A 20,614-nucleotide genomic window follows, 5' to 3' on the forward strand; every position below is an offset into this window, starting at 1 on the left:
GGATTATGGGGGGAACCTTTAATCCCATCCACGTGGGACATACCGAGATGGCCCAGGAGGCTTATCGCACTCTGGGGCTTCGGGAGGTGCTGTTTATCCCCGTGGGCACGCCGCCCCACAAGCCGGGAGTTTTTGTGGCCAGCCCCCAGGATCGGCTGGAGATGGTCCGTCTGGCGGTGGAGAATGATCCCCATTTTACGGTAAATACCATGGAGCTTCAGCGAAAAGGGTATACCTACGCGGTGGATACCCTCCATCAGTTGATTGCCGACTACCCCCCGGGAACGGAGTTTTATTACATCCTAGGCGGAGACGCTTTTTTGTATCTGGAGAACTGGTATCGGTTTGAGGAGGCCATTGGCCTGTGCAACTATGTGGTTTTTGAGCGGGCGGGGGTGGAGCCCCGGCTGGTTCAGGAGCTGGCTCAGAAGCTGCGGGATCGGTATGGCGCTCGGATTTTATTGGTGGATTACGAGCCCACTCCGGTATCCTCCACCCTGCTGCGCCGGTGTATTCAGGGGGAGATGGGAACGCTGGGGCTGCTCCATCCCAAGGTTGAGGCTTACATCCGGGAAAAGGGGGTGTACCGCCATGGACCACGATAGCCGGATGGCGCTGGCCCAGGAGCTTTTGCCGCCCGGCCGGGAAAGCCACACCGCGGGGGTAGTGAAGATGGCGGCGGAGCTGGCCCAGCGATATGGTGTAGATGTGGATCGGGCCGAGACGGCGGCGCTGTTCCACGATATCTTTCGCTATTTAGGGGAGCGAGCGGAGGCTTTTCTACCGGAATCCGGCATAAAACCGGAGGATTATCCCAATGCTAATCTATTGCACGGCCCCTTGGCTGCGGCCTATCTCCAGCAGAAGCTGGGGATTACGGATCGGGAGGTATTGGATGCGGTTTGGTACCACACCACCGGCCGGCCTGGCATGGGACTGCTGGAGAAGATCTTGTTTGTAGCGGACAAATGCGAGGAGGGACGGCGCTACCCGGGGGTGGAGACCCTGCGGGAGGCCGTCCGTCAAGACCTGGACCAATGCGTCCTGCTGATTTTGCGCCAAAGCATGGCGCATCTTAAGGAGAAGGGGGAGGCGGCGGATCCTATGACGGAGGCTGCCATCCGCTATTTGGAAAAGAGGAGGAATGAAGGATTGACCAGTGAAAACATGGCCCAGTATGCCGCTCGAGTGCTGTATGACCGGAAGGGCGAGGATATAGACATCATCCATGTGGCCGATATGACCATCATTGCCGACTATCTGGTGCTGGCTACCGGCAATACCACCGTACAGGTCAAGGCCCTTTGTGACGAGCTTATGGAAAAGATGGAGGAGGCCGGCGCCAAGCGCTTCCGGGTGGAGGGCTATGGTCCCGGGCGGTGGATTGTCTGCGATTACGGAGATGTGCTGGTGCATATCTTCCATCGGGAGGAGCGGGAATTCTATAACCTAGAGCGCCTCTGGAGCGATGGGGCCAATCTACGCCACTATGAGGGATAGATCGAGCTTGGACCATGGCGTGTGTGCACTTTTGAACATACGCTGAAAGCTTGCGGGCGCGGCACAAGCGGCCATGGGACTTCGTTTATGGGATGAAGTCCCATGGCTTTTTAAAGGAGAAATCGATATAAAATGCTTGGGCCGTTGCATGGGGGATTCGGCGTTCTCTTTGCTGCGCCGAGGTTTTTTGTATGCCATCTATGAATAGGCCGGATTTGCGTACGGCTATGGGGGAACCGCATGAAATTTGTAATCGAACACCTATCAAAGAAATTTGAGAACAAAGAGGTTTTGAAGGATATAAATTTTACCTTTAAGCAGGGGAAGATCTATGGACTTCTTGGCAGAAACGGCGCGGGAAAAACCACGCTGTTTAATTGTTTGAACCGCGATTTAAAAATGGATAGCGGCAGCTTTTATTTGAAGCAGGACGGCATCCGCCGAGAGGTCGCGGCAAAGGATATCGGCTATGTGCTGTCCACGCCCACCGTTCCGGAGTTTCTCACCGGAAGAGAATTTTTGAAGTTCTTTATGGAGATCAATGAGACGTCTATTGCACATCCAAAGCGGATTGACGAGTATTTTGACGAGATGAGCATTGAGCCAGAGGACAGGGATAAGCTCTTGAAGGATTATTCCCACGGCATGAAAAATAAGATGCAGATGCTCATCAACATCATCGCGCAGCCCAACATTTTGTTGTTGGACGAGCCGCTCACCTCCTTGGACGTAGTTGTAGCGGAGGAGATGAAGCAGCTGCTCCGCTCCATAAAGCAGGATCGCATTACCATTTTTTCCACCCATATTATGGATTTGGCGCTGGATCTTTGCGATGAGATCGTGCTGCTCAGCCACGGGGAGCTGGAGGTTGTGGAAAAGTCCGATCTGGACAGCAGGGAGTTTAAGGAGAAAATCATAGCGGCGCTCAGGGAGGAAGGAAATGAATAGAACCCTGAGACAATCCTTTTCTTTAAAAAATACGTACCGCGTCAATGCTATCCTTTATTCCCTCAAGCAAATCCCCTTGCTCAAAAGGATTCTGCCGGGGACGCTATATCGGGTAAAAGGACTAAAGATTTTTGCCAGCGTCCTTGCCGCCATATGGGAAATCATCTCAATTTTTCTTGGAAAGTTTCTCTATTTTCTTGCCATGGTACAGTTTTCCATGGTTTATAAGAATTTATCGGCAAGTCATGTTTTCTTGCATGCTTTTTTGTTTTTAACCATCATTGGCAGCTTTACCAATACCCATCTGTTTAATCCCACCAAGGACAAATACTATGCCATGTTCCTTCTGAGAATGGATGCGCGGGAATATACGCTGATAAACTATCTCTACTCCCTCATCAAGGTTGTGGTGGGATTCCTTCCATTTACGGTTTTGTATGGACGGAATCAGGATATGCCGCTTTGGTTTTGCTTGCTCATCCCCTTTTGCATCGCGGGAATAAAGCTGTTTGTTTCTGCACTCTCCCTTAGGGATTACGAGAGGAGAGGCTTTGGTTATAACGAAAATAAGCTGTCAAAATATACCTGGTGCTGCGTCGCCTTGCTTCTGGCGGCCGCGTATGGTTTGCCGGCAGTTGGGTTTGTCCTTCCCAATCAAGTCTTGGTGACCGCATTCCTCGTCTGCATTCCTCTGGGGATCTTTGGAATCAGAAGGGTATGGAATTTCCAGGATTACCGCGCCATCAACCAGGAACTGCTGGCGGGGCTAACAACCCAGATGGACGCCGCTGCACAGGCCGTCAAGCGGGCCAACGAGAACAAGATATCCACCGATACCACCATTACAAGCGACCGCAAGGGCTTTGAATACTTAAATGAACTGTTTATCAAGCGCCATAAAAAGATTCTATGGAACGCTACGAAAAAGATCTCCTACGTTTGCTCTTTTCTGGCTGCGGGGGTTCTCTTGATCGTCTACCTAAAACCGGAGGTAAAGCCGGAAATCAATGAAATGATCCTGACCTGGCTTCCGTACTTCGTCTTTGTTATGTATTGCATCAACCGAGGCACGGGCTTTACACAGGCCCTCTTTATGAACTGTGACCACAGTCTGTTGACCTACTCGTTCTATAAGCAGCCGAGGTTTGTATTGAAGCTATTTCAGATACGCCTTCGGGAAATTATGAAGATCAACGCCGTTCCGGCGGGAGTTATTGGCGTTGGACTGGCGCTCATTCTCTTTGCCACCGGAGGGACGGATAACCCGCTGAACTATGCCGTGTTGGTGGTCTCCATCCTCTGCATGAGCCTGTTTTTTTCCATCCATTACCTGACAATCTACTACCTGCTGCAGCCCTATAACGCTGGGACGGAACTCAAAAGCGGAACGTATAGCCTTGTTTTGTCGGCCACCTATCTTGCCTGCTTTTTTATGATGCAGCTGCGTATGCCAACCCTGGTATTTGGAATGATGACGATTGTTTTCTGCGTGCTTTACAGCGTCGTTGCATGTGTTTTGGTCTACCGTTTTGCCCCTAAAACCTTTCGGATCCGGACCTGAGAACACCGGATTTTCAAGAAAGAAGAGCGGCTCCTTGGGAGGATTCCGCTTTTACCAAAGATAGATAAAAAAGGACCGCAGTTGCGGTCCTTTTTTCTTTTATCGCTTTTTGCGCGGGTCGGTGGGAAACTGTCGAACCTGGCCCCGCTCCTGTCCGCTGGGCCGGTTTCTGGAGGATCCATTGTTTGTTCGGGGCGCTGCTGCTGGTCTCCGGGCGGACGATCCGCCGGCAGCGCCGGCTGGAGGACGAGGGGGTGCAGGGCGGCGGGAGGATTGTCCCTGGGGCCGAGGCTGTCTTACCGCGTCTGCCTTTGTGCGCACCGGTCCCCGCTGTCCAGGCCGTGGAGCGCTGGAATCGGTAAGCCGTCCCGCGCCCGTGCGAATGCGGATCCGGGCATCGTTTTGACGGCGATCATTGTTCCAATACACCTTCTCTCGCTTGTCCAAAGGAGAGGGACGCTGATCGTAATAGTCGATGAGATCCAGATCCGACCGGTGCGGGGAGGGCTTTCGAAGCGGCTTTGCCCTGAGGACGCTCTGTTGCCGCCGCTTCCGGCGGATGCTGGGCGTTAGAAGCACTTTAATCAAAAGCGAACCGGATAAAAGCAGACCTACGACGCCCAAGCCGATCATCAGCGGCCGTTTGCCCATGGGATCCGGCTCCACGGGCTCCTCTGTGCCGTCGTCCAAAGGCGGCGGCGTGACCGAAGGGGTAGCGTTGGGGTCGGGGGTGGCGCTCGGGTCGGGCGTAGCGCTGGCTTCAGGAGTAGCGCTGGGATCGGGTTCGGCATAAACGGGGATAGGGCCAAAGCGCAGAGAGCTTGTCCCATCGGGCTGCCCTGGGGATGGACGTATCATAACGCAAAGGATCAGGCAGCAAAGAAACAATGCTGTCCGGGTTATCTTATGACTATGCTGGTTCATGGAGCGATTCTCCTTCCCGCTGAAGCCGTTCTGCGCCGCCGTCTTCCATGGTGTAGATATGCCCACAGCAGGAGCAGCACTCCGAAAATGGCGCCCGCGGTATAGATGATGAGATGATAGGCGTTGGCATGGGACTGGGTGGATAGGACGTCACAGCTGAGAAGCAAGGCTCCGTCAAAGAACACTTCTGCCCGCCCAATGACCTGATCCACTTGGATGGGGGCACGAAGTCCCTCCATGGGGAGCAGGTTTATGGTGACTCCTTCCCGAGCTAGGAAACGATCCCGGTCACTGTTGGTCATCAGAAGCCGGGAAGGAACTTCCTCGCCGATACGCAGCCTGGCGGGGAGCTCCCGGCCCAGGATTCCCGTGTTTTCCGCCTCTAGAGTAAGGGGGATGTCGGCAAGGGTATCCCTTATCTCCACTAAGCTGGTGTGTTCAAACCCGTAACGCAAAAGGGCGGCGGCGCTTTGGTTCCGAAGGCCGATGGTTTTGGCGCCCAATACCACGGCGATCAGGGTTCGCTCCTCCTGGGTTGCGGCGGCGACCAAGCAATAGCCCGCTTCGTCGATAAACCCTGTCTTGATTCCCTGGGTTCCCTCCACATAATAGGGGTTTGCGCTTGGAGCGTCCTGAGAGTTGCTTTCCACGGTGGTTTCATGGAGCAGGGGATTGGAGTTGACGACCGTTCTCCCCTGGGGATATTTGCTGTTGGCGGGCAGGGTGTATTCACGGGTGGATACCACCTCCAGCAGAGTGGGGTTTTTGAGTACCTCCTGGGCCAGAATGGCCAAGTCCTCTGCAGTGGAATAATGTCCAACGCCATAAAGTCCGTGGGGATTTTCAAACTGGGTATGGGACATGCCCAGCTCCTTGGCCCGCTGGTTCATTTGTTCCACAAAAGCCGGAATGGAGCCGGAAACCGCCACGGCGATCACCTGAGCGGCGTCGTTTCCCGAGGGAAGCATCAGGCCGTAAAGCAGATCCTTATAGCTGAGGGTCTGCCCCTTGACCAAGCCGGCCAGAGAGGAGGCGGGATCGCTGACGTAGACCTCGTCTCCACAGGTGACCATGGCGGAAAGATCGGAGACCTGTTCCACCAGCACAAGGGCTGTCATCATTTTGGTGGTACTTGCGATGGAGACTTCTTCCTGGGCATTCTCTGAGAAAATGGCGTCCCCGGTCTCCACATCCAGCAATAGATAGGAGCGGGCCTGGACCAAAGAAAGGGTTTGGGCGGGGTCGTCCGGGTTGCCCGCAAAGGCTTGCGGATCGGACAGCAGGGCCCCCTCCGCTGCGATGGCGTTTGTGGGGAAAACCAGATATAGGGCCGTCAGCAAAAACAGCGCGGCTTTTTGCAAAAAACGGTTGGAACTCATGTTTAATAGTATAGCATAATCGGTCTGGGATATGTACATATGGACAGGTTTAAATGTATAATACTTAGAGACAATTCCGGCGAAAAAGGGGGAAACCGGTATGAAACGGCATCAGAGATATGCCCTTGCGGTTTTGGCGGTGGTGCTGCTTTCCCTGTGCGGCCGGTATTTTCTTTCCCATCTGTTCCATACCCCGCCTTTGGCAGCGGAGGCTGCGGCGCGTTCCCAACCGTCGGCCATACCCGATTCCGAGCCCACCCAGTACACCATACTGGTTACGGTGATGGGGAAGGTGGAGAATCCCGGTGTGGTGTTGATGCCCATGGGCTCCACGGTGATGGACGCCATCCTGCGGGCGGGCGGTCCCCTTGCGGACGGCGATCTTTCGGATCTGGATTTGGAACGGAAGCTCTATGAGGATCAGGGGATATTTGTTCCCTGATTTCCATATCTGAACGGTAAAAAATCAGGAGCCATCGGTTTGGATTCAGTCCCTGGCTATGGTATACTGAACGAGATAATATGACCGACGGGAAACGGAGGATGTGTAAGTGGCTATCCGTATATTGATCGTGGACGACGAACCGTTGATCCTAAAAGGACTGCGTTTTTCCCTGGAACAGGACGGATACCTGGTTCAAGAGGCCTTGGACGGGGAGACCGCCCTAGCTCTTGCCCAGAGCAACCAGTACGATATCATTCTTTTGGACGTGATGCTGCCCAAGATGAGCGGTATGGACGTGCTCCGCGGAATCCGGGAGCGCAGCCAGGTGCCGGTGATCATGCTCACCGCCAAGGGAGACGACATGGACAAGATCCTTGGCCTGGAATACGGTGCGGACGACTATATGGTCAAGCCCTTTAATATTCTGGAGGTAAAGGCCCGCATCCGCTCGGTGCTTCGCCGCATGGGTCAGCAGAGCGCCGGTAGCAGCTCCAAAATCGCCATTCGGGATCTGGAGATCGACCTGTTTTCCCGCAGCGTGGTTCGGGGCGGGGTGGAAATCGCCCTAACGAGCAAGGAGTTCGACCTGCTCCATGTTTTGATGGAGAACCCTGGCCGGGTTTTTGACCGCAAGGCCCTGATGGAGATGCTGAACGCCAAGGATCGGTCGGAGGACTCCATCGCCCGCCATGATCTCCGCACGGTAGATGTCTATGTGCGCCGCCTGAGGGAGAAGGTGGAGAAGAATCCCGCCAATCCCGAGTACATCATGACTCGGTGGGGGGTTGGCTACTACTTTGCGAATAAGTAGGCTGTTTTCTACAATTCGGGCTCGGATCACCGGCCTTTTTACCATCCTATTTCTTGCTTGCATGCTGCTGGTGTATGTGATCATCAGCTCCATGGTGGGACAGTTTTTGGTGGACCAGCGCATCGTGGCGCAAAGCCAACAGGTGGAGAGCTTTGCCGCTACCATGGGCCGTACGGTCTTTGACCGGGATGCCGGCGCCATGTATGATGCCGCGGTTTCCCAGGGGAAGAAGATGTCCGGCCGGGTGTTGATCCTGGATACCGCCGGTACGGTGCTGGCCGATGGGTTTTCCGAGCTCAACGGCCGGGTGCTGCAATACCAGGAGGTTCAGCAGGTGGTTTCGGGACAGGCTACCGCCTCCTATGGGTTTCATCGCATCTCTCCTAAGGAGGAGTCCTTCTTTGCGGCCAGTACCTGGGCCGTCTATTACACCGCCCAGGTGGTGAACGAATCCACCCCCGTGGGTGTGGTTCTGGTGAGCGTTTCCATCCAAGACGTCAGGGATTCCCTCATGACCTCCATGCTGAAAATCGGCCTTGCAGGGGTGGCGGTGGTAACGCTGCTGATCCTTTGCTGCGTCATGATCTCCCGGTGGATCAGCCGTCCCATCGTATCCATGACGGATATTCTGGAAAAGATGAGCCGAGGCCGTTTTGATCTTCGTGTGCAGGTCCCCTCCAGCAGGGAGATTGCCAATATGGCCACCACCATCAATATGATGAGCCAGAAGCTGGAGGACCTGGATAAGACCCGCAGCGATTTTGTGGCCAACGCATCCCATGAGTTAAAGACGCCCCTTAGCTCCATCAAGATCCTGGCGGAATCCCTTTTGTACCAGGATCACGTGCCCGAGGAAACCTACAAGGAGTTCCTGGGGGATATCAACCAACAGATTGACAGGATGGTGGCGCTGCTCAACGATTTGCTTGTGATTTCTCAGACCGAGCAACCCGAATATCAGCTGAATCGGACCAGCGTGGATCTGGATGGGCTCATTGGCCGCGTGATTACGGTGCTGACCCCTTTTGCCGAGGAGAGCGACATCCAGCTTACAGGGGAGAAAAGCGGTGTTACGGCCTATTGTGACGCGAACCTGATGCAGACCGCCGTGGAAAACCTGGTAAACAACGGCATCAAATATACCCCGCAGGGCGGTTTGGTAACGGTATCCGCTCGAGCTGGATCCGATGGGGTGGAGATCGTGGTTCGGGATACCGGCATCGGCATTCCTGAGAAGGATCAGATCCACATTTTTGATCGGTTCTACCGGGTGGATAAGGCCCGGGCCCGTCAGACGGGCGGCACTGGGTTGGGGCTCTCCATCGTGGATACCATCGTAAAGCTCCATGAGGGCAAGGTGACGGTGGAAAGTCAGGAGGGTAAGGGTTCCACCTTTATCATCTGGATTCCTGGAAGGAGGGAAGGGCTATGACGCGAAGATACCTGGCGTTGTGCTGCTGGTTGCTGTGCCTGTTTACCTTGGCCGGATGCGTTTCCCCCTTTAGGGAGGTGGATCGGGTTGGGGAATACACCCCGGAGATCGATCCTCAGGCTGGGAACCGGTCCGGGGGAACCATCACGGCGGATCTCTGGCTGCCGGTAAAATCCAGGGATTATTTTGCGGTAAAGACCTTCTCGGTTGCCGTAGCCTCAGGGGAGCGGCCTGAGATGGCGGTCTTGAAGGAACTTGGCCGCCAGCAGGAGCCGGGGGACATTCTGGTGGCCCCCATGTGGAGCTCCCTTCAGGTGCTGGAGGTTACCGATGACAACCAGACCCTTTATGTGACCCTCAGCAAGGAATTTTTGAGCCCGCCCACCGCCGACGAGAGCCAGCGGGCCGCCATGTGCCGGGCCGCGGTATTGTCCATCTCCAATACCCTGTTGGGGATGGGGGAATACAGTCAGGTTCAGATCTTGGTGGAAATGCCATCCACGGGAAAAGTTCAGCGGCCCACCAGAGGGCAGGCGGGCTTTTTGGGCTCCGATGAAAATACCGTTCTGGGGCTTCTTACCGCCCAGCCTGAGCTGATTCTCACCCCTTGGACGGCTGCCGAAATCGCCATGCGGGCCGTAAGCAATATGGACTCCCTGGTGCTGTACGACATCCTCTATCGTTCTGGCGGCAAGATGCCCGATATCTTTGCTTTCCAGAGCGTTCTTCAGGAGATGCCGGAGAGCATAAAGGAGTATGAGATTGTGGATTACATCCAGGAAGGGGAGAGCCAGGCCACGGTATACGTGGACATCCTTTTTTTGGATGGTCAGGAGCAGGAGCGGCTGGAGACCCGGGTTCCTCTGACGTGCGTGCAGGAAAACGGCATTTGGAAGGTGGAGTACCAAACCTTTGAGAAACTGGTCATACGGTAAAACCATAAAACGACTGGCAGGGCTGATGGGCCTTTGCTTGGCCCTTGCAGGCTGCGGGGGACAGGGGTCTTTCGCGGATCTGCCGGAGGTTATGCCCTATCCCGTCCCCCAGGGCCAGACCATGCGTGCCGATCTCTATTTCTTAGATGAGAGCGGCGCCGGTACCCTGGCGGTGGAGTCCAGGGAGGTGGATCTAAGCTATCGGGAGCAGGGAACCTACTGGCAGGTGATCCAGGAACTGATCCTGGGACCGCAGACCGCTCTTTTGCCCGTTTGCCCAGGAAATACGGCGATCAACAGCGTCATGGTTTTTCGGGGCCTGGCGGTGGTGGATATAGGGGAGACGGATATGGATCCCGCCGCGCTGCAAATCTTTCGGCAGGCCCTTGCCGAAACCCTGTACGCAAACGCCATGGCCCAGTATACCCTCTTGACGGTGAATGGCCGCCTGCCGCAGGTGGAATATCCTCTGGAAAAGGCCGAAGGAGTCTATGCCCAGCAGGAGGTTAACCGGGTGGCCTTGGGATTCTATAAAAGCCGGACGGGGGAATGGGCCATTCTCCGGCCGGTGGAGTTGCCGGAGGACGCCGTGTCCGTTGAGGGAATGGTCACGGCGGTCAGCGGGGAAAACCGGGGAGAATACGCCATCTGTCCGGTGGGGCCCACCGCCCGGCTGGAATCCTATTCCCTGGAGGGAGGAACGGCTCGGTTGAGTCTGCGGGGAGAGAAACAGGATAAGCCCGATGAACTGGGGGTTGCCTGCTTGGCCCTTTGCCTTTTTTACGGCCCCGATTCCTCGGAGATGGAGCGCGTAGAGCTTACATACAATGGGGAAGAGCTTTCCTATCGAGGGAAGACTTCCTTGATTCGGGAGGACGTATACAGCCTTCGCGGGGCGGAGAAGATCCTGTATTTTGCCGATGACGAGGGGGAAAGCCTGATTCCCGTCAGACGGACTGTGCCCATCCAGCGGCCCCTGGATGAATTCTGGATCATACGGCAGATTCTAGCCGGTCCCCTGGAAGGGGAGGACGCGGACGCCCGGCCCCTTATTGCGGATACCCGTTTGACCAGCTCCTTTTTGGGTGGACGGCTCAGCGGCAATTTAGCGGTACTGGACTTTGATAGAAGTTTTTATTCCTATGCCGAGACCCTATCCGATGGGGAAACACGGCTTTTGATCTATGCGTTGGTAAACTCCCTAACGGAGGAGGGCAACATCGAGCAGGTGCTGTTTCTCCGAAATGGGGAAAATATACAGAAGCTGGGTAGCATTTTCTTGTATCAGCCCCTTTTACGAAATCCGGGAATGATTTCCGGAGGCTGACCAGATTCTTGTTAGGAGGAAAACCGTGGATTTTAGTTTATTACGGAGTGCGTTCCATGGAGGATTTTCTGCAAAGGGCCAAACCGTTGTCCGTGCGGCCCTATTCCTGCTCTTGGGCGTGATGCTGGCCCTATGGCCCGGCATCGCCGTGGGGCAAACCCTAGCCATTACCCTTGGAAACGTGGTGCTGTATCTATGTATCTATACCCTGCCCATGGGCTGGGGCGCTGTTTCCGTTTGCGGCGCCGGCTGTATTGCATGGTTGATCCAGGGGAAGGGACTTCTAGCCGTTGCTGTCGTGGTGGTGCGCCTCATGGCGTTTATGGGGGGAAAGGCGCTGTTTGTCTGCTCCACCAGCCAGGGAGCCAATCGCCTGGTGATCCCCGCCATCTGGTGCGGCGTGGCACTGCTGGCAGGGCATTTTTGCTATGACTCCGCCTTTTATGGCGTTTTGACGGGGGCCTTGAATCTGCCCTTCCGGCTGGTGGAATGGATTGTTTGTGCCGCTCTGGGGGTTCTCCTTGTGGCCTTCTTGGAGAGCCGAGGGGAGAGTACGTCCTCCGGGCTGTTGTCCCTTTTGGGGTTCCGGTCATGAAACTCCATATCATCGGGAAGTATGGCCCCTATCCCAAAAGGGGGAAGGGAACCTCCAGCTATCTGGTGGAGGCGGAGGGCAAAAGGATTTTACTGGACTGCGGCGCTGGCGCAGCGTCCTTTCTGGGGGAGGAAGCCGCCGGGCTGGACTGCGTCGTTTTAAGCCACCTGCATCCCGATCACATCTGTGATTTGCTTCTGTTGGATCAGGCCATCCGCATGCAGGCGCCTGGGCGGAGGGTGGATCTGTATTTGCCCCAGGTAGCCGGATCAGTTCATGGGCTGCTGCGGTCCTTGGAGGGATTTTCTCCCATCCCGGTGGAGGGGGAGTGCAGCTTTGATCGGAAGGAGCTGGTCCTCCGTTTCTGGCCTTTGACCCATCCCGTTCCAAGTTATGGAGTGTCACTGGAAGCGGGGGGACGCCGATTGGCCTATACCGGGGATACCACTTTGGATTCCCGCATAGTCAAACTATTGGCTGGGGCGGATGCCGCTCTGATGGACGCCGCTTTTACCAGGGAGACCCTTCCTCCGAACCCCGCCCATCTATGGGCGGAGCAGTGTGGCCGCTATGCCCGGGAGGCGGGGGTAGGAAGGCTCCTTTTGAGCCACATTCATCCCTTGGCCGATGAAGCCGTAGTGGAGGCTGAGGCGGCGGAAGCCTTCCCCGGGGCCCAGGTGGTGCGGGAAGGGGCCTGTTATACCATCTAGGAGGGGCTATGGGGCTGTTTCATAACCGGGCTTTGGTGGGGTATACCGTAGCCTTTTTGGCCGGCATTGTGGCGGCGCGGTACATGGCGCCGCCGGCTTTTTTATACCCTGCGGCCCTAGTTGCCCTGGTCTTTTTGCTGTTGGTCGTGTGGAAGAAAGCCCGGGGTTTTCTGGTGCTCATCGCCCTGCTGGCCGCTATGGCCGGATTTATGCGGGCCTATCCCGCCATCTATCCCAACTACGTTTATCGGGACAATGCGACGGTGGTTTCGGTGGCGGGAACCGTCCGGGAGGTTTGGAAGGAGGAAACTAGCCGGTCGGTGGTGCGCCTGGAGGATGCGGCTTTGTTATCCAACGGCCGGGAGCTGGAGTTGGGAGTCCAGGTATCCCTTCCTAAAAGCGGTGTTTCGCCGGGAGATCGGGTGGAGGTCAGCGGAAAATTGCGCATTCCTGAAAGGGAGGAGCAGAGGATCTCCCTTTTGGAGGAGGGCGTGGGATATCTTATGGATGCCCGGGAAGAGGGCCTGCGGGTGATCCCGCATGAGGGGATGCCCTTTCAGTACTGGCCCCAGTATGCCGCCGGATGGGTGCGGGGCGTCATCCAGGAGCTGTTTCCCGAGACCCATGGAACCGTTACCGGCATCCTCTTAGGGGATAAGAGCCGTATGGAATCCCAGGTGCTGGAGGAGTTTCGTGGGGTGGGCATCGGCCATGTGTTGGCGGTATCCGGCCTTCATGTGGGGTTTCTCACCGGCCTTCTGATGCTGATTTGCCGCTTGATACGGCTTCGGGGGCTGGGCCGGTTTTTGGTGGTATCCCTTTGCCTATGGGCCTATTGTTTTCTGACGGGGCTGCCGCCCTCTTCCATGCGCGCAACCATTATGGCAAACTGTCTGCTTTTGGCGGGGGCTTTGGGCAAGCAGTACGATCTGTTTACCAGCTTGGCTCTATCGGCCCTGGTGGTAACGGGGCTGAACCCCTTGGAGCTGTTCGACGTGGGATTTTTGATGTCCTATGGAGCTGTATTGGGTATCGGTGCCCTATCGGGAGCGCTGTACCGGAGGCTTTACAGGCTGCCTAAATCTTTGGCCGGCAGTATCTCCGTCTCCCTGGGCGCTCAGGCGGGGGTTCTGCCCGTATCCCTCTATGTGTTTCAGAACTGGTACGTGTTTTCCTTAATCAGCAACCTCTTGGCGGTACCGGTGGCAGGAACGGCCACCACGCTTGCATTTTTATCCTGTATGATACATCCGGTGCTGCCCTTTCTTGCCCGGCCCATTGCCTTTCTTTCCGAGGGGCTTATAATGGTGATGGAAGCCATTGCCCGTTTTCTGACGGCCTATTTGCCCGGCACTGTGAACTTGGAGGGGCTAACTCTCTGGGGCGTAGGATGCCTTTATGCCATGCTGCTGTGCATCTCTCCCTGGTTCGGGGGAAGCCGGCGTCTAAAGGGGTGGGTGCTGTTGGCTTTGGCCCTGGGCTTTCTTGCCTCTATCCTGTTTTAGGGAGGGAATCTATGGATTATCTCGCGTTAAATGACGCTATCAAAAAGGGGGAGCTGGGCAACCTCTATTTGTTTCAGGGGGAGGAGAACTTCACCAAGGAACGATCCCTTCGCCGGATTATGGAGCTATGGAAGGACCAGCTTCCGGAGATCAACCTATCGGTATACCAGGATACCGCTGGGGAAGACGAGCTGGTAGCGGCTATAAACGCCCTCCCCATGATGGCGGACCGCCGGCTGGTGGTGGTGAAGGATTGTCCGGCGCTCCAATCACGGGGCGGGGATATGCCGCAGCTGCTGGAAACCGTCAAGGACCTGCCGGAAACCACCATGGCGATCTTTTTCATGCGGGGCAAAGCCGATGGCAAGCGAAGCCTAACGAAGGCCCTTAAGCCTTACGCGGTGGAATTTCCACGGCTGGGGGAGAAGGAGATGCTGCAATACCTCCGGGTGGATGCCCGGCGCAGGGGCCTTGCCTGGGACGGAGGTGCTGCGGAGCGGTTGATCTTTCAGGTAGGAGACGACATGGCCTGCGTGGCCCTGGAGGCGGAAAAGCTGTATGCCGCGGTCCAAGAAGGGCGAATTACCCAGGAGGATGTGGAGCGGTACGGTACTCGGAATATTACCGCCAATGTTTTTCAGATGATGGATCAGGTGCTGCGGGGCCGAATGGGGGAAGCTATGGTACGATTGGAGGAGGTTCTTTCCGAAGGGGAGCAGCCGGTGATGCTCCTGGGAGGCATTGCGTACCGAATCCGGGGTCTCATGGTGGCAAAAGCTGCTGAACTCGGCCGGATGACCCAGGGGGAAGCCATCAAGAAGCTTCGGGGTTCCCGTTACTTTTTTCAAAATGCTTCTCGGGAAGCAAAAAAATATAGTGAAGCGCAAATCTGCCAAGCCATGATGGCGGTAACCGAGGCGGAATTTGCCATTAAATCCGGCCGGATGCGGGACAAGGCGGCGGTGGTTTCCGCCATCTTTTCGGGATTCGGCGTCAGGGGGTAGAGAAAGATGAAGACGAAAAAACTAACCCAAGCCGGAGTGTTGACGGCCGTAACCCTTGTTCTAGGGTTGACGCCTCTGGGCATCATCCCCATCCCTCCGGCCAACGTGACCATTATGCATCTGCCGGTGATCATTGGCACCCTGACCTGCGGGTTGGGGGTGGGGCTGGTGCTGGGCGGAGTATTTGGCCTATCCAGCGTCTACGCCGCCTTTACCCGGCCATCCGCTCTGGTGGCGCCCATTCTGGCTCAAAGCCCCGTTCTGGTGGTGGTCATGTCCCTGGGAGCCCGCTTGCTGGTTCCTCTTTTGACCCATCTGGTCTATCGAGCCATAACCCAGGGCGAAATCCGCCGCCAGCGAACCGGCGTGCTGGTGGCGTCCGTATGCGGCTCTCTTACCAATACCGTCTTCTATTTGGGCCTAATGCTGCTGTTCTATACCTTATTGGGCCTTAACGCTGGGGTGGTGCTGGGGGTGATCGCCGGCGCTGGCGCGCTCAACGGTTCCTGCGAGGCGGTGGCCGCCGCTCTGCTGTGTACGCCCATTGTGCTGGGGGTGCGGAGAGCTTTTGGAGATATCAGGGGATAGGGAAGGGGGTCCTCATGAAGTTGGACGGGAGAGCGTCCCCAATGAAGATGGAGAATACGCCGGAACTGACCACCGAGCGCTTGCTCCTGCGGCGGTTTCGTCCGGGAGACGAGGAGGATCTGTTCGCCATTTACCGGGACTGGGAGGTAAACCGGTTCCTGCCCTGGTTTCCCTTCGAGACCCTATCCCAGGCGGAGGAACAGCTTGCCAAGGAACTGGCCTTTTACCGGAACCCCGCGGGCTACCGCTATGCCATCTGTCTGAAAGAGGAGGATCACCCCATCGGCTATCTGAAGGTGGATGAGGGAGAGAGCCATGACTTTGGCTATGGCCTGCGGAAGGAATACTGGAACCAGGGGATTGTTACCGAGGCTGGGCAGGCACTGCTTTTGCGGCTAAAGGAGGCCGGGTATCGCTATATCACCGCTACCCATGACCGGGAGAACCCCGCCAGTGGACGGGTGATGCAGAAGCTTGGCATGGGCTACCGTTATTCCTACCTGGAACAGTGGATGCCCAAGGACATCCCGGTGACCTTTCGGATGTATCAGCTCAATTTTGATGGATCGGACTGGACCTATCTGGAATATTGGAACCGCTACGAACCGCATTTTATCGAGACGATTTAAGCTAGAAAAACGCTCCCATTAGGGAGCGTTTTTGGTACAAAAAAAGGCCTAAAAAGGCCTTTTAAGTTCTTTCGTTAGTTGATGGAAGCCAGCGTACGGGTCAACTGAGCCTTTTTACGGTCGGACGCATTCTTATGGATTACGCCTTTGGAAGCGGCCTTATCCACCATGCTAACGGCTTCCCGATAGCTGACAACGGCCTCATCCTTGGAACCGGCGGCAACAGCGGCTTCAAACTTCTTAACGCTGCTCTTCATCCGGGACTTGATGATGCGGTTATGCATGTTCTTCTTCTCGCTGACCAGAACCCTCTTCTTAGCGGATTTGATATTGGGCATTGGATTCACCTCCCATGGCGTAATGGACAACGGTTATTCTAGCACAGCCCCCGGTTATTTGCAATAAAAACCTATTTTACCAGGGTATATCTTTTGTTTTGGGGCACAATCTATGAAAAACAAAAGCGCTTATGGGCAAAAAATCGCGGTGGGTTATCCCGGGAAGCCTGTTTATCCGGGGATGGGGAACCAGTGCGATTATGGAAGAGGAGTGCGAAATGGGGGCGGGCAGCGCCCGCCGGGGAGGTATGCAATGAACTTTTTCCGAACGGATATGGCGGTGGAATCGGCCCAGGCGGTTGGTCGGAGCGTCAGAGGACTCCAGGTGGAGGAACGGACCGAGGGCGAGGGCATCAAGGTGACGGTGGTGGACGTAACCGACGCCTATGGGGAAAAGATGGTGAACAAGCCCATGGGCCGATATGTAACCATCGACGTACCGGATATGGCATTGGGGGATATCCCCACCAATAAGGAGGCTGCGCGCATCTTTGCCCAGGAGCTGGAAAAACTTCTTCAGGTGGGCGGAGAGGATGCCCCCTATCTCGTTGTAGGAGTGGGAAATCGGTCGGTGACCGCCGACAGCGTTGGTCCGCTGGCGGCTGAGGGCATCATCGTTACCCGGCATATGTTTGGAGAACTCCGGGAATTTCTTCCGCCCAAAGCCAGAAGCGCCTGTGCCATTGCGCCCGGCGTTCTAGGGGAGACCGGTTTGGAGACGGGAGAAGTGATCAAGTCTTTGGTGGAGGAGATCAAGCCTCGGGCGGTCATCGCCATCGACAGCTTGGCGGCCCAGAAACCCCAGCGGATTGCCGCTTCCATCCAGGTGGCCAACACCGGCATTTCCCCAGGCAGCGGCCTGGGCAATAACCGGCCCCGGCTGGACAAGGCCTATTTGGGGGTGCCTGTTATCGCCGTGGGGGTGCCTATGGTGGTGTACGCCAGCTCCATCGCCTATGAAGCATCCTCCAGCGCGCTAGAGGACGCGGATGTGCCTGAACGGGTTAAGGAACGGCTGGTGGAGATGCTCAATACCTCCTGCGGGGATCTGGTGGTAACGCCCAAGGATGTGGACGCCATTGCGGATAACTGCGCGGCCATCCTTTCCTCGGGGATCAATATGGCGATCCACGATTTAAGCTATGATGAGGCGGCGGAGTACCAGCTCAGCCTTTCATAAATATGACAACTTCTTCATATGCATAGGAAAGCCCGCTGTGTTGCGAGGCATCCCACTGGGGAGTTTCCGAGGTGTTGTCATCTATGAAGAAGCGGTCGATTGGAAAACGGTTTGCCACCCCATACAGGGGTTTGCCCGTCATTTTGGTGGGATTGGCGGTGATCATTGGAGGATTGGCGCTGGGGCAGCAGGCTCTGTTGCCCGTCCTGGGCCAGGAGGGTGCGTCCGGGGGAGCGGAAGCGGCTCAGCCTCAGGAACGGGATCCTGCCCGCGGGATGCTGGCCATGTCCTTTCCCATGGTGAACGGCTACGACCTGGATGAGGACGTGGAGTGGGCCTATGTTCCTCCTGCTGAGTCTGATCCCGCCTCTTCCACCTTTACGCCCAACGTTCAGCCGGGGGATAGCCCACGGATCATGATCTACTCCAGCCATTCCAACGAAGCCTATACGGGGGAGTACGAAGCATCCGGCAACTACCGCACCTTGGACCGTAACAACAATATCATGCGGATTTCAGGGGAGCTGGCCACCCTTTTAAGCAACCAGTACCAGATGCCCGTCTACTTTGAGGAGACGGATCATGAGCAGGGAAAGTATTATAACACCGCCTATAATCGCTCCTTGGAAAGCATGCTGAAACGCAAGGAGGAATACCCTACCCTAGATGTGTTTCTGGACATCCACCGGGACGCCTATTCCGCCGCGTCCACCGATATGGTGGTCATAGACGGCAAGGAATGCGCCCGCATCATGATTGTGGTGGGAACCGGCGAGGGACAGACCGGCGCTGGGTTCAAGGATAAGCCCAACTGGCAGGAAAACAAAAAATTTGCCGACGCCCTGTACAATCGCCTGGAGGCCAACGCCCCCGGCATTGGCCGGAAGGTGCTGGTGAAATCCGGCCGGTACAACCAACATGTCTCCAACATGTGTCTTGCCATCGAGGTGGGGTATACCGGAAACAACCTTCAGCAGGTGCTGAACGCCGTGCCCTATCTGGCCAAATCTCTGTACGAGGTGCTATCCGCCTCCTGACCGCCTTGACAGGAGAAATGGGCTGTGCCAAAATAAGGGCAATCAAGCAAACGAGGCGCTGCCATGAACTTACAGCCCATTGGCGTATTCGACTCCGGCATTGGAGGCATCAGCGTGCTGGCCGAACTGATCCGCCAACTGCCCCAGGAAGACTTTATCTTTTACGGTGATAATCAGAACGCCCCCTATGGGGTGCGGGAAGCCCGGGAAATCCGGGCTCTTTCCACTGTCTGTGTACAGCACCTGGTGGACCAGGGGGTAAAGGCCGTGGTGGTGGCCTGCAATACCGCTTCCTCTGCTGCCATTGACCATCTGCGGAGGGTATTCTCCCTGCCCATTGTGGCGATGGAACCCGCCATTCGCCCAGCCAGCAGGATGCGGCGGCAGGGAAAGATCTTGGTTCTGGCCACCGAGGCTACCTTGGCTCTGGAACGGTATCATAGCCGTATCGCGGAACTGGGGATCGCGGGAGAGGTGATCAGCTTGGCCTGTCCCAAGTTTGTGGAGCTGGTGGAGCGGGGGATCCAAGAGGAAGCGGCCCTTTTGCCGGTAATCCGGGAGACCTTCCTACCCGCCCGCGGCCAGCAGGTGGATGTGGTGGTGCTGGGCTGCACCCATTTTATCCATATCCAGAAGGCCATCGCCAGGGTGGTAGAGGAATTCTTTCCGGGGGCTGCCATTATCGATGGCAACCATGGAACCGCCGTCCAGCTGGATCGGGTGCTGGAACGGGCGGGGCTGGCCAACCACACCCGCAGGATTGGCCGGGTGGTGTTGCAGACTTCGGGGGATCCGGAGGTATACCTGCCTATCATGGAAGAGATGTTAAAAGAACATCGGTAAGCGGAATCTCAATAAAGCCAAAAAGCCAGACAGCGAAAGCTGTCTGGCTTTTTCCTGTTAAGTTTACTCCTGATATTCCAGTACATCTCCAGGTTGGCAGTCCAGCGCTTCACAGATTGCTGCTAGAGTGGAAAATCGAATGGCGGATACCCTGTTGTTTTTGATTTTGGATAGGTTGACGTTGGAGATACCAACCTGCTCCGCCAGTCCATTGAGGGATATCTTCCTTTCAAGCATTATGCGATCCAGTCGCAACACAATTTTACCCATAAGACATCCCTTCCTTTATACCAGGCCATCCACATCCCGCTGGAGTTCTATGCCGTAGGCAAATATCTGAGATAGGCAGAGAACCACAATACCGGTGATAAAGCCGCCCAGGCTCATGCTGGTCTCCAGGGACTCGGCGCCCAGAACCAGACGGGCGATCCAGGAGATGAAGAGGCCCAGTACCGGCACACCGATGTGGAAGATGCCGATCTCCCGCACCATGCGGACAATGTCGTTCTGGAAGGGGGTATCCCCCTTGGCGAACCAGGTCTTGCCCTTGGCGGTTCGGAGGATCAAATAGATGTTGCGAAACACCATCCCCATCAGACTGCAGAAGAAGAACCCGGCTACGGCGAAGGCCCGCACCGCGCCAAAGCTGACCCCTCCGGCGGGGGTGAGCACACCGATGGAGAAGCCGTAGAACTGGAGCTCTCCGTCGCTCAGGGCCACAAGGCCGGTGGCCCAGTCCTTTGCAACAAAACTCAGGATAAAGAGCGCAATTGCCGCCAGGATGCCTAGCCAGTGGAGTACCTCCAATACCTTTGCCGTTGCCATTACAAACCGATTTAGTTTTTCCATATGATACTGCCTCCTAAAGTAATAATTGTTCCTGCAAGAAAAGATAGCACCAATATTATTGAAAGTCAATATAT

The 20,614-nt window shown here is 56.0% G+C and carries 23 protein-coding genes; 18 read left to right on the forward strand and 5 right to left on the reverse strand.

Annotated features, from left to right (window positions below):
* Positions 1-5: 5 nt before the first annotated feature.
* The 4 genes from nadD (at position 6) to KP626_RS00460 (ending at position 4,009) form a co-directional block, all read left to right on the forward strand.
* The gene (gene nadD, locus KP626_RS00445; protein ID WP_395977270.1) at positions 6-605 is read left to right on the forward strand and encodes a nicotinate-nucleotide adenylyltransferase; all 600 of its coding nucleotides are present in this window, start codon (positions 6-8) and stop codon (positions 603-605) included.
* Positions 592-1,500: a bis(5'-nucleosyl)-tetraphosphatase (symmetrical) YqeK gene (gene yqeK / locus KP626_RS00450; protein ID WP_395977272.1), complete on the forward strand. Its 909-nt coding sequence runs from the start codon at positions 592-594 to the stop codon at positions 1,498-1,500. Before nadD ends, yqeK begins: the two co-directional genes overlap by 14 nt.
* Before the next feature lie 240 nt (positions 1,501-1,740).
* On the forward strand, positions 1,741-2,448 hold the full coding sequence (locus tag KP626_RS00455) for an ATP-binding cassette domain-containing protein (RefSeq protein WP_395977274.1): 708 nt from the start codon (positions 1,741-1,743) through the stop codon (positions 2,446-2,448).
* A gap of 265 nt (positions 2,449-2,713) precedes the next feature.
* On the forward strand, positions 2,714-4,009 hold the full coding sequence (locus KP626_RS00460) for a hypothetical protein (protein ID WP_395977276.1): 1,296 nt from the start codon (positions 2,714-2,716) through the stop codon (positions 4,007-4,009).
* Positions 4,010-4,108: 99 nt separating this feature from the next.
* Here KP626_RS00460 and KP626_RS00465 read toward each other — a convergent pair whose 3' ends face one another.
* Together KP626_RS00465 and KP626_RS00470 are read right to left on the reverse strand one after the other, a co-directional pair.
* The gene (locus KP626_RS00465; protein ID WP_395977278.1) at positions 4,109-4,933 is read right to left on the reverse strand and encodes a hypothetical protein; all 825 of its coding nucleotides are present in this window, start codon (positions 4,931-4,933) and stop codon (positions 4,109-4,111) included.
* The gene (locus tag KP626_RS00470) at positions 4,930-6,294 is read right to left on the reverse strand and encodes a D-alanyl-D-alanine carboxypeptidase family protein (RefSeq protein WP_395977280.1); all 1,365 of its coding nucleotides are present in this window, start codon (positions 6,292-6,294) and stop codon (positions 4,930-4,932) included. The genes KP626_RS00465 and KP626_RS00470 overlap by 4 nt, the downstream gene beginning before the upstream one ends.
* A 118-nt stretch (positions 6,295-6,412) precedes the next feature.
* Here KP626_RS00470 and KP626_RS00475 point away from each other — a divergent pair, with 118 nt between their 5' ends.
* The 11 genes from KP626_RS00475 (at position 6,413) to KP626_RS00525 (ending at position 16,293) form a co-directional block, all read left to right on the forward strand.
* The gene (locus KP626_RS00475; RefSeq protein WP_395977282.1) at positions 6,413-6,754 is read left to right on the forward strand and encodes an SLBB domain-containing protein; all 342 of its coding nucleotides are present in this window, start codon (positions 6,413-6,415) and stop codon (positions 6,752-6,754) included.
* A gap of 109 nt (positions 6,755-6,863) precedes the next feature.
* The gene (locus KP626_RS00480; RefSeq protein WP_395977284.1) at positions 6,864-7,568 is read left to right on the forward strand and encodes a response regulator transcription factor; all 705 of its coding nucleotides are present in this window, start codon (positions 6,864-6,866) and stop codon (positions 7,566-7,568) included.
* Positions 7,555-9,000 carry an ATP-binding protein gene (locus KP626_RS00485; RefSeq protein WP_395977286.1) on the forward strand — a complete coding sequence of 482 codons (1,446 nt, stop codon included), beginning with the start codon at positions 7,555-7,557 and terminating at the stop codon, positions 8,998-9,000. Before KP626_RS00480 ends, KP626_RS00485 begins: the two co-directional genes overlap by 14 nt.
* Positions 8,997-9,935: a GerMN domain-containing protein gene (locus KP626_RS00490; protein WP_395977288.1), complete on the forward strand. Its 939-nt coding sequence runs from the start codon at positions 8,997-8,999 to the stop codon at positions 9,933-9,935. Before KP626_RS00485 ends, KP626_RS00490 begins: the two co-directional genes overlap by 4 nt.
* Positions 9,913-11,262: a GerMN domain-containing protein gene (locus KP626_RS00495; RefSeq protein WP_395977290.1), complete on the forward strand. Its 1,350-nt coding sequence runs from the start codon at positions 9,913-9,915 to the stop codon at positions 11,260-11,262. The genes KP626_RS00490 and KP626_RS00495 overlap by 23 nt, the downstream gene beginning before the upstream one ends.
* Positions 11,263-11,287: 25 nt before the next feature.
* Positions 11,288-11,857 (forward strand): hypothetical protein, encoded by a 570-nt coding sequence (locus KP626_RS00500; RefSeq protein WP_395977292.1) that lies wholly within the window; start codon positions 11,288-11,290, stop codon positions 11,855-11,857.
* Positions 11,854-12,567: an MBL fold metallo-hydrolase gene (locus tag KP626_RS00505; protein ID WP_395977294.1), complete on the forward strand. Its 714-nt coding sequence runs from the start codon at positions 11,854-11,856 to the stop codon at positions 12,565-12,567. Before KP626_RS00500 ends, KP626_RS00505 begins: the two co-directional genes overlap by 4 nt.
* A gap of 8 nt (positions 12,568-12,575) precedes the next feature.
* On the forward strand, positions 12,576-14,072 hold the full coding sequence (locus tag KP626_RS00510) for a ComEC/Rec2 family competence protein (RefSeq protein ID WP_395977296.1): 1,497 nt from the start codon (positions 12,576-12,578) through the stop codon (positions 14,070-14,072).
* 11 nt (positions 14,073-14,083) lie between these two features.
* Positions 14,084-15,076, forward strand: a complete 993-nt coding sequence (holA, locus tag KP626_RS00515) for a DNA polymerase III subunit delta (RefSeq protein ID WP_395977298.1) — start codon at positions 14,084-14,086, stop codon at positions 15,074-15,076.
* Between the two features lie 6 nt (positions 15,077-15,082).
* Entirely contained in the window at positions 15,083-15,664 is a 582-nt protein-coding gene (locus tag KP626_RS00520; RefSeq protein ID WP_395977300.1) for an ECF transporter S component, read from the forward strand.
* Between the two features lie 47 nt (positions 15,665-15,711).
* Positions 15,712-16,293, forward strand: a complete 582-nt coding sequence (locus tag KP626_RS00525; protein ID WP_395978899.1) for a GNAT family N-acetyltransferase — start codon at positions 15,712-15,714, stop codon at positions 16,291-16,293.
* 74 nt (positions 16,294-16,367) lie between these two features.
* Here KP626_RS00525 and rpsT read toward each other — a convergent pair whose 3' ends face one another.
* On the reverse strand, positions 16,368-16,631 hold the full coding sequence (rpsT, locus tag KP626_RS00530; protein ID WP_395977302.1) for a 30S ribosomal protein S20: 264 nt from the start codon (positions 16,629-16,631) through the stop codon (positions 16,368-16,370).
* A 253-nt stretch (positions 16,632-16,884) separates the two neighbouring features.
* Between rpsT and gpr the strand changes: the two genes are divergently transcribed.
* The 3 genes from gpr (at position 16,885) to murI (ending at position 19,691) form a co-directional block, all read left to right on the forward strand.
* On the forward strand, positions 16,885-17,811 hold the full coding sequence (gpr, locus tag KP626_RS00535; RefSeq protein ID WP_395977304.1) for a GPR endopeptidase: 927 nt from the start codon (positions 16,885-16,887) through the stop codon (positions 17,809-17,811).
* Between the two features lie 83 nt (positions 17,812-17,894).
* Positions 17,895-18,848, forward strand: a complete 954-nt coding sequence (gene spoIIP, locus KP626_RS00540; RefSeq protein ID WP_395977306.1) for a stage II sporulation protein P — start codon at positions 17,895-17,897, stop codon at positions 18,846-18,848.
* Between the two features lie 63 nt (positions 18,849-18,911).
* The gene (gene murI / locus KP626_RS00545; protein ID WP_395977308.1) at positions 18,912-19,691 is read left to right on the forward strand and encodes a glutamate racemase; all 780 of its coding nucleotides are present in this window, start codon (positions 18,912-18,914) and stop codon (positions 19,689-19,691) included.
* A gap of 63 nt (positions 19,692-19,754) precedes the next feature.
* Here murI and KP626_RS00550 read toward each other — a convergent pair whose 3' ends face one another.
* Both KP626_RS00550 and KP626_RS00555 read right to left on the reverse strand, forming a co-directional pair.
* Entirely contained in the window at positions 19,755-19,961 is a 207-nt protein-coding gene (locus tag KP626_RS00550; protein WP_395977310.1) for a helix-turn-helix domain-containing protein, read from the reverse strand.
* A 15-nt stretch (positions 19,962-19,976) separates the two neighbouring features.
* A complete protein-coding gene (locus KP626_RS00555; protein ID WP_395977312.1) occupies positions 19,977-20,540 on the reverse strand; it encodes a hypothetical protein in 564 nt (187 codons plus the stop codon).
* Positions 20,541-20,614 lie beyond the last annotated feature (74 nt).

Source organism: Christensenella sp. MSJ-20, from assembly GCF_044357945.1.
Classification (GTDB): domain Bacteria; phylum Bacillota; class Clostridia; order Christensenellales; family QAND01; genus QAND01.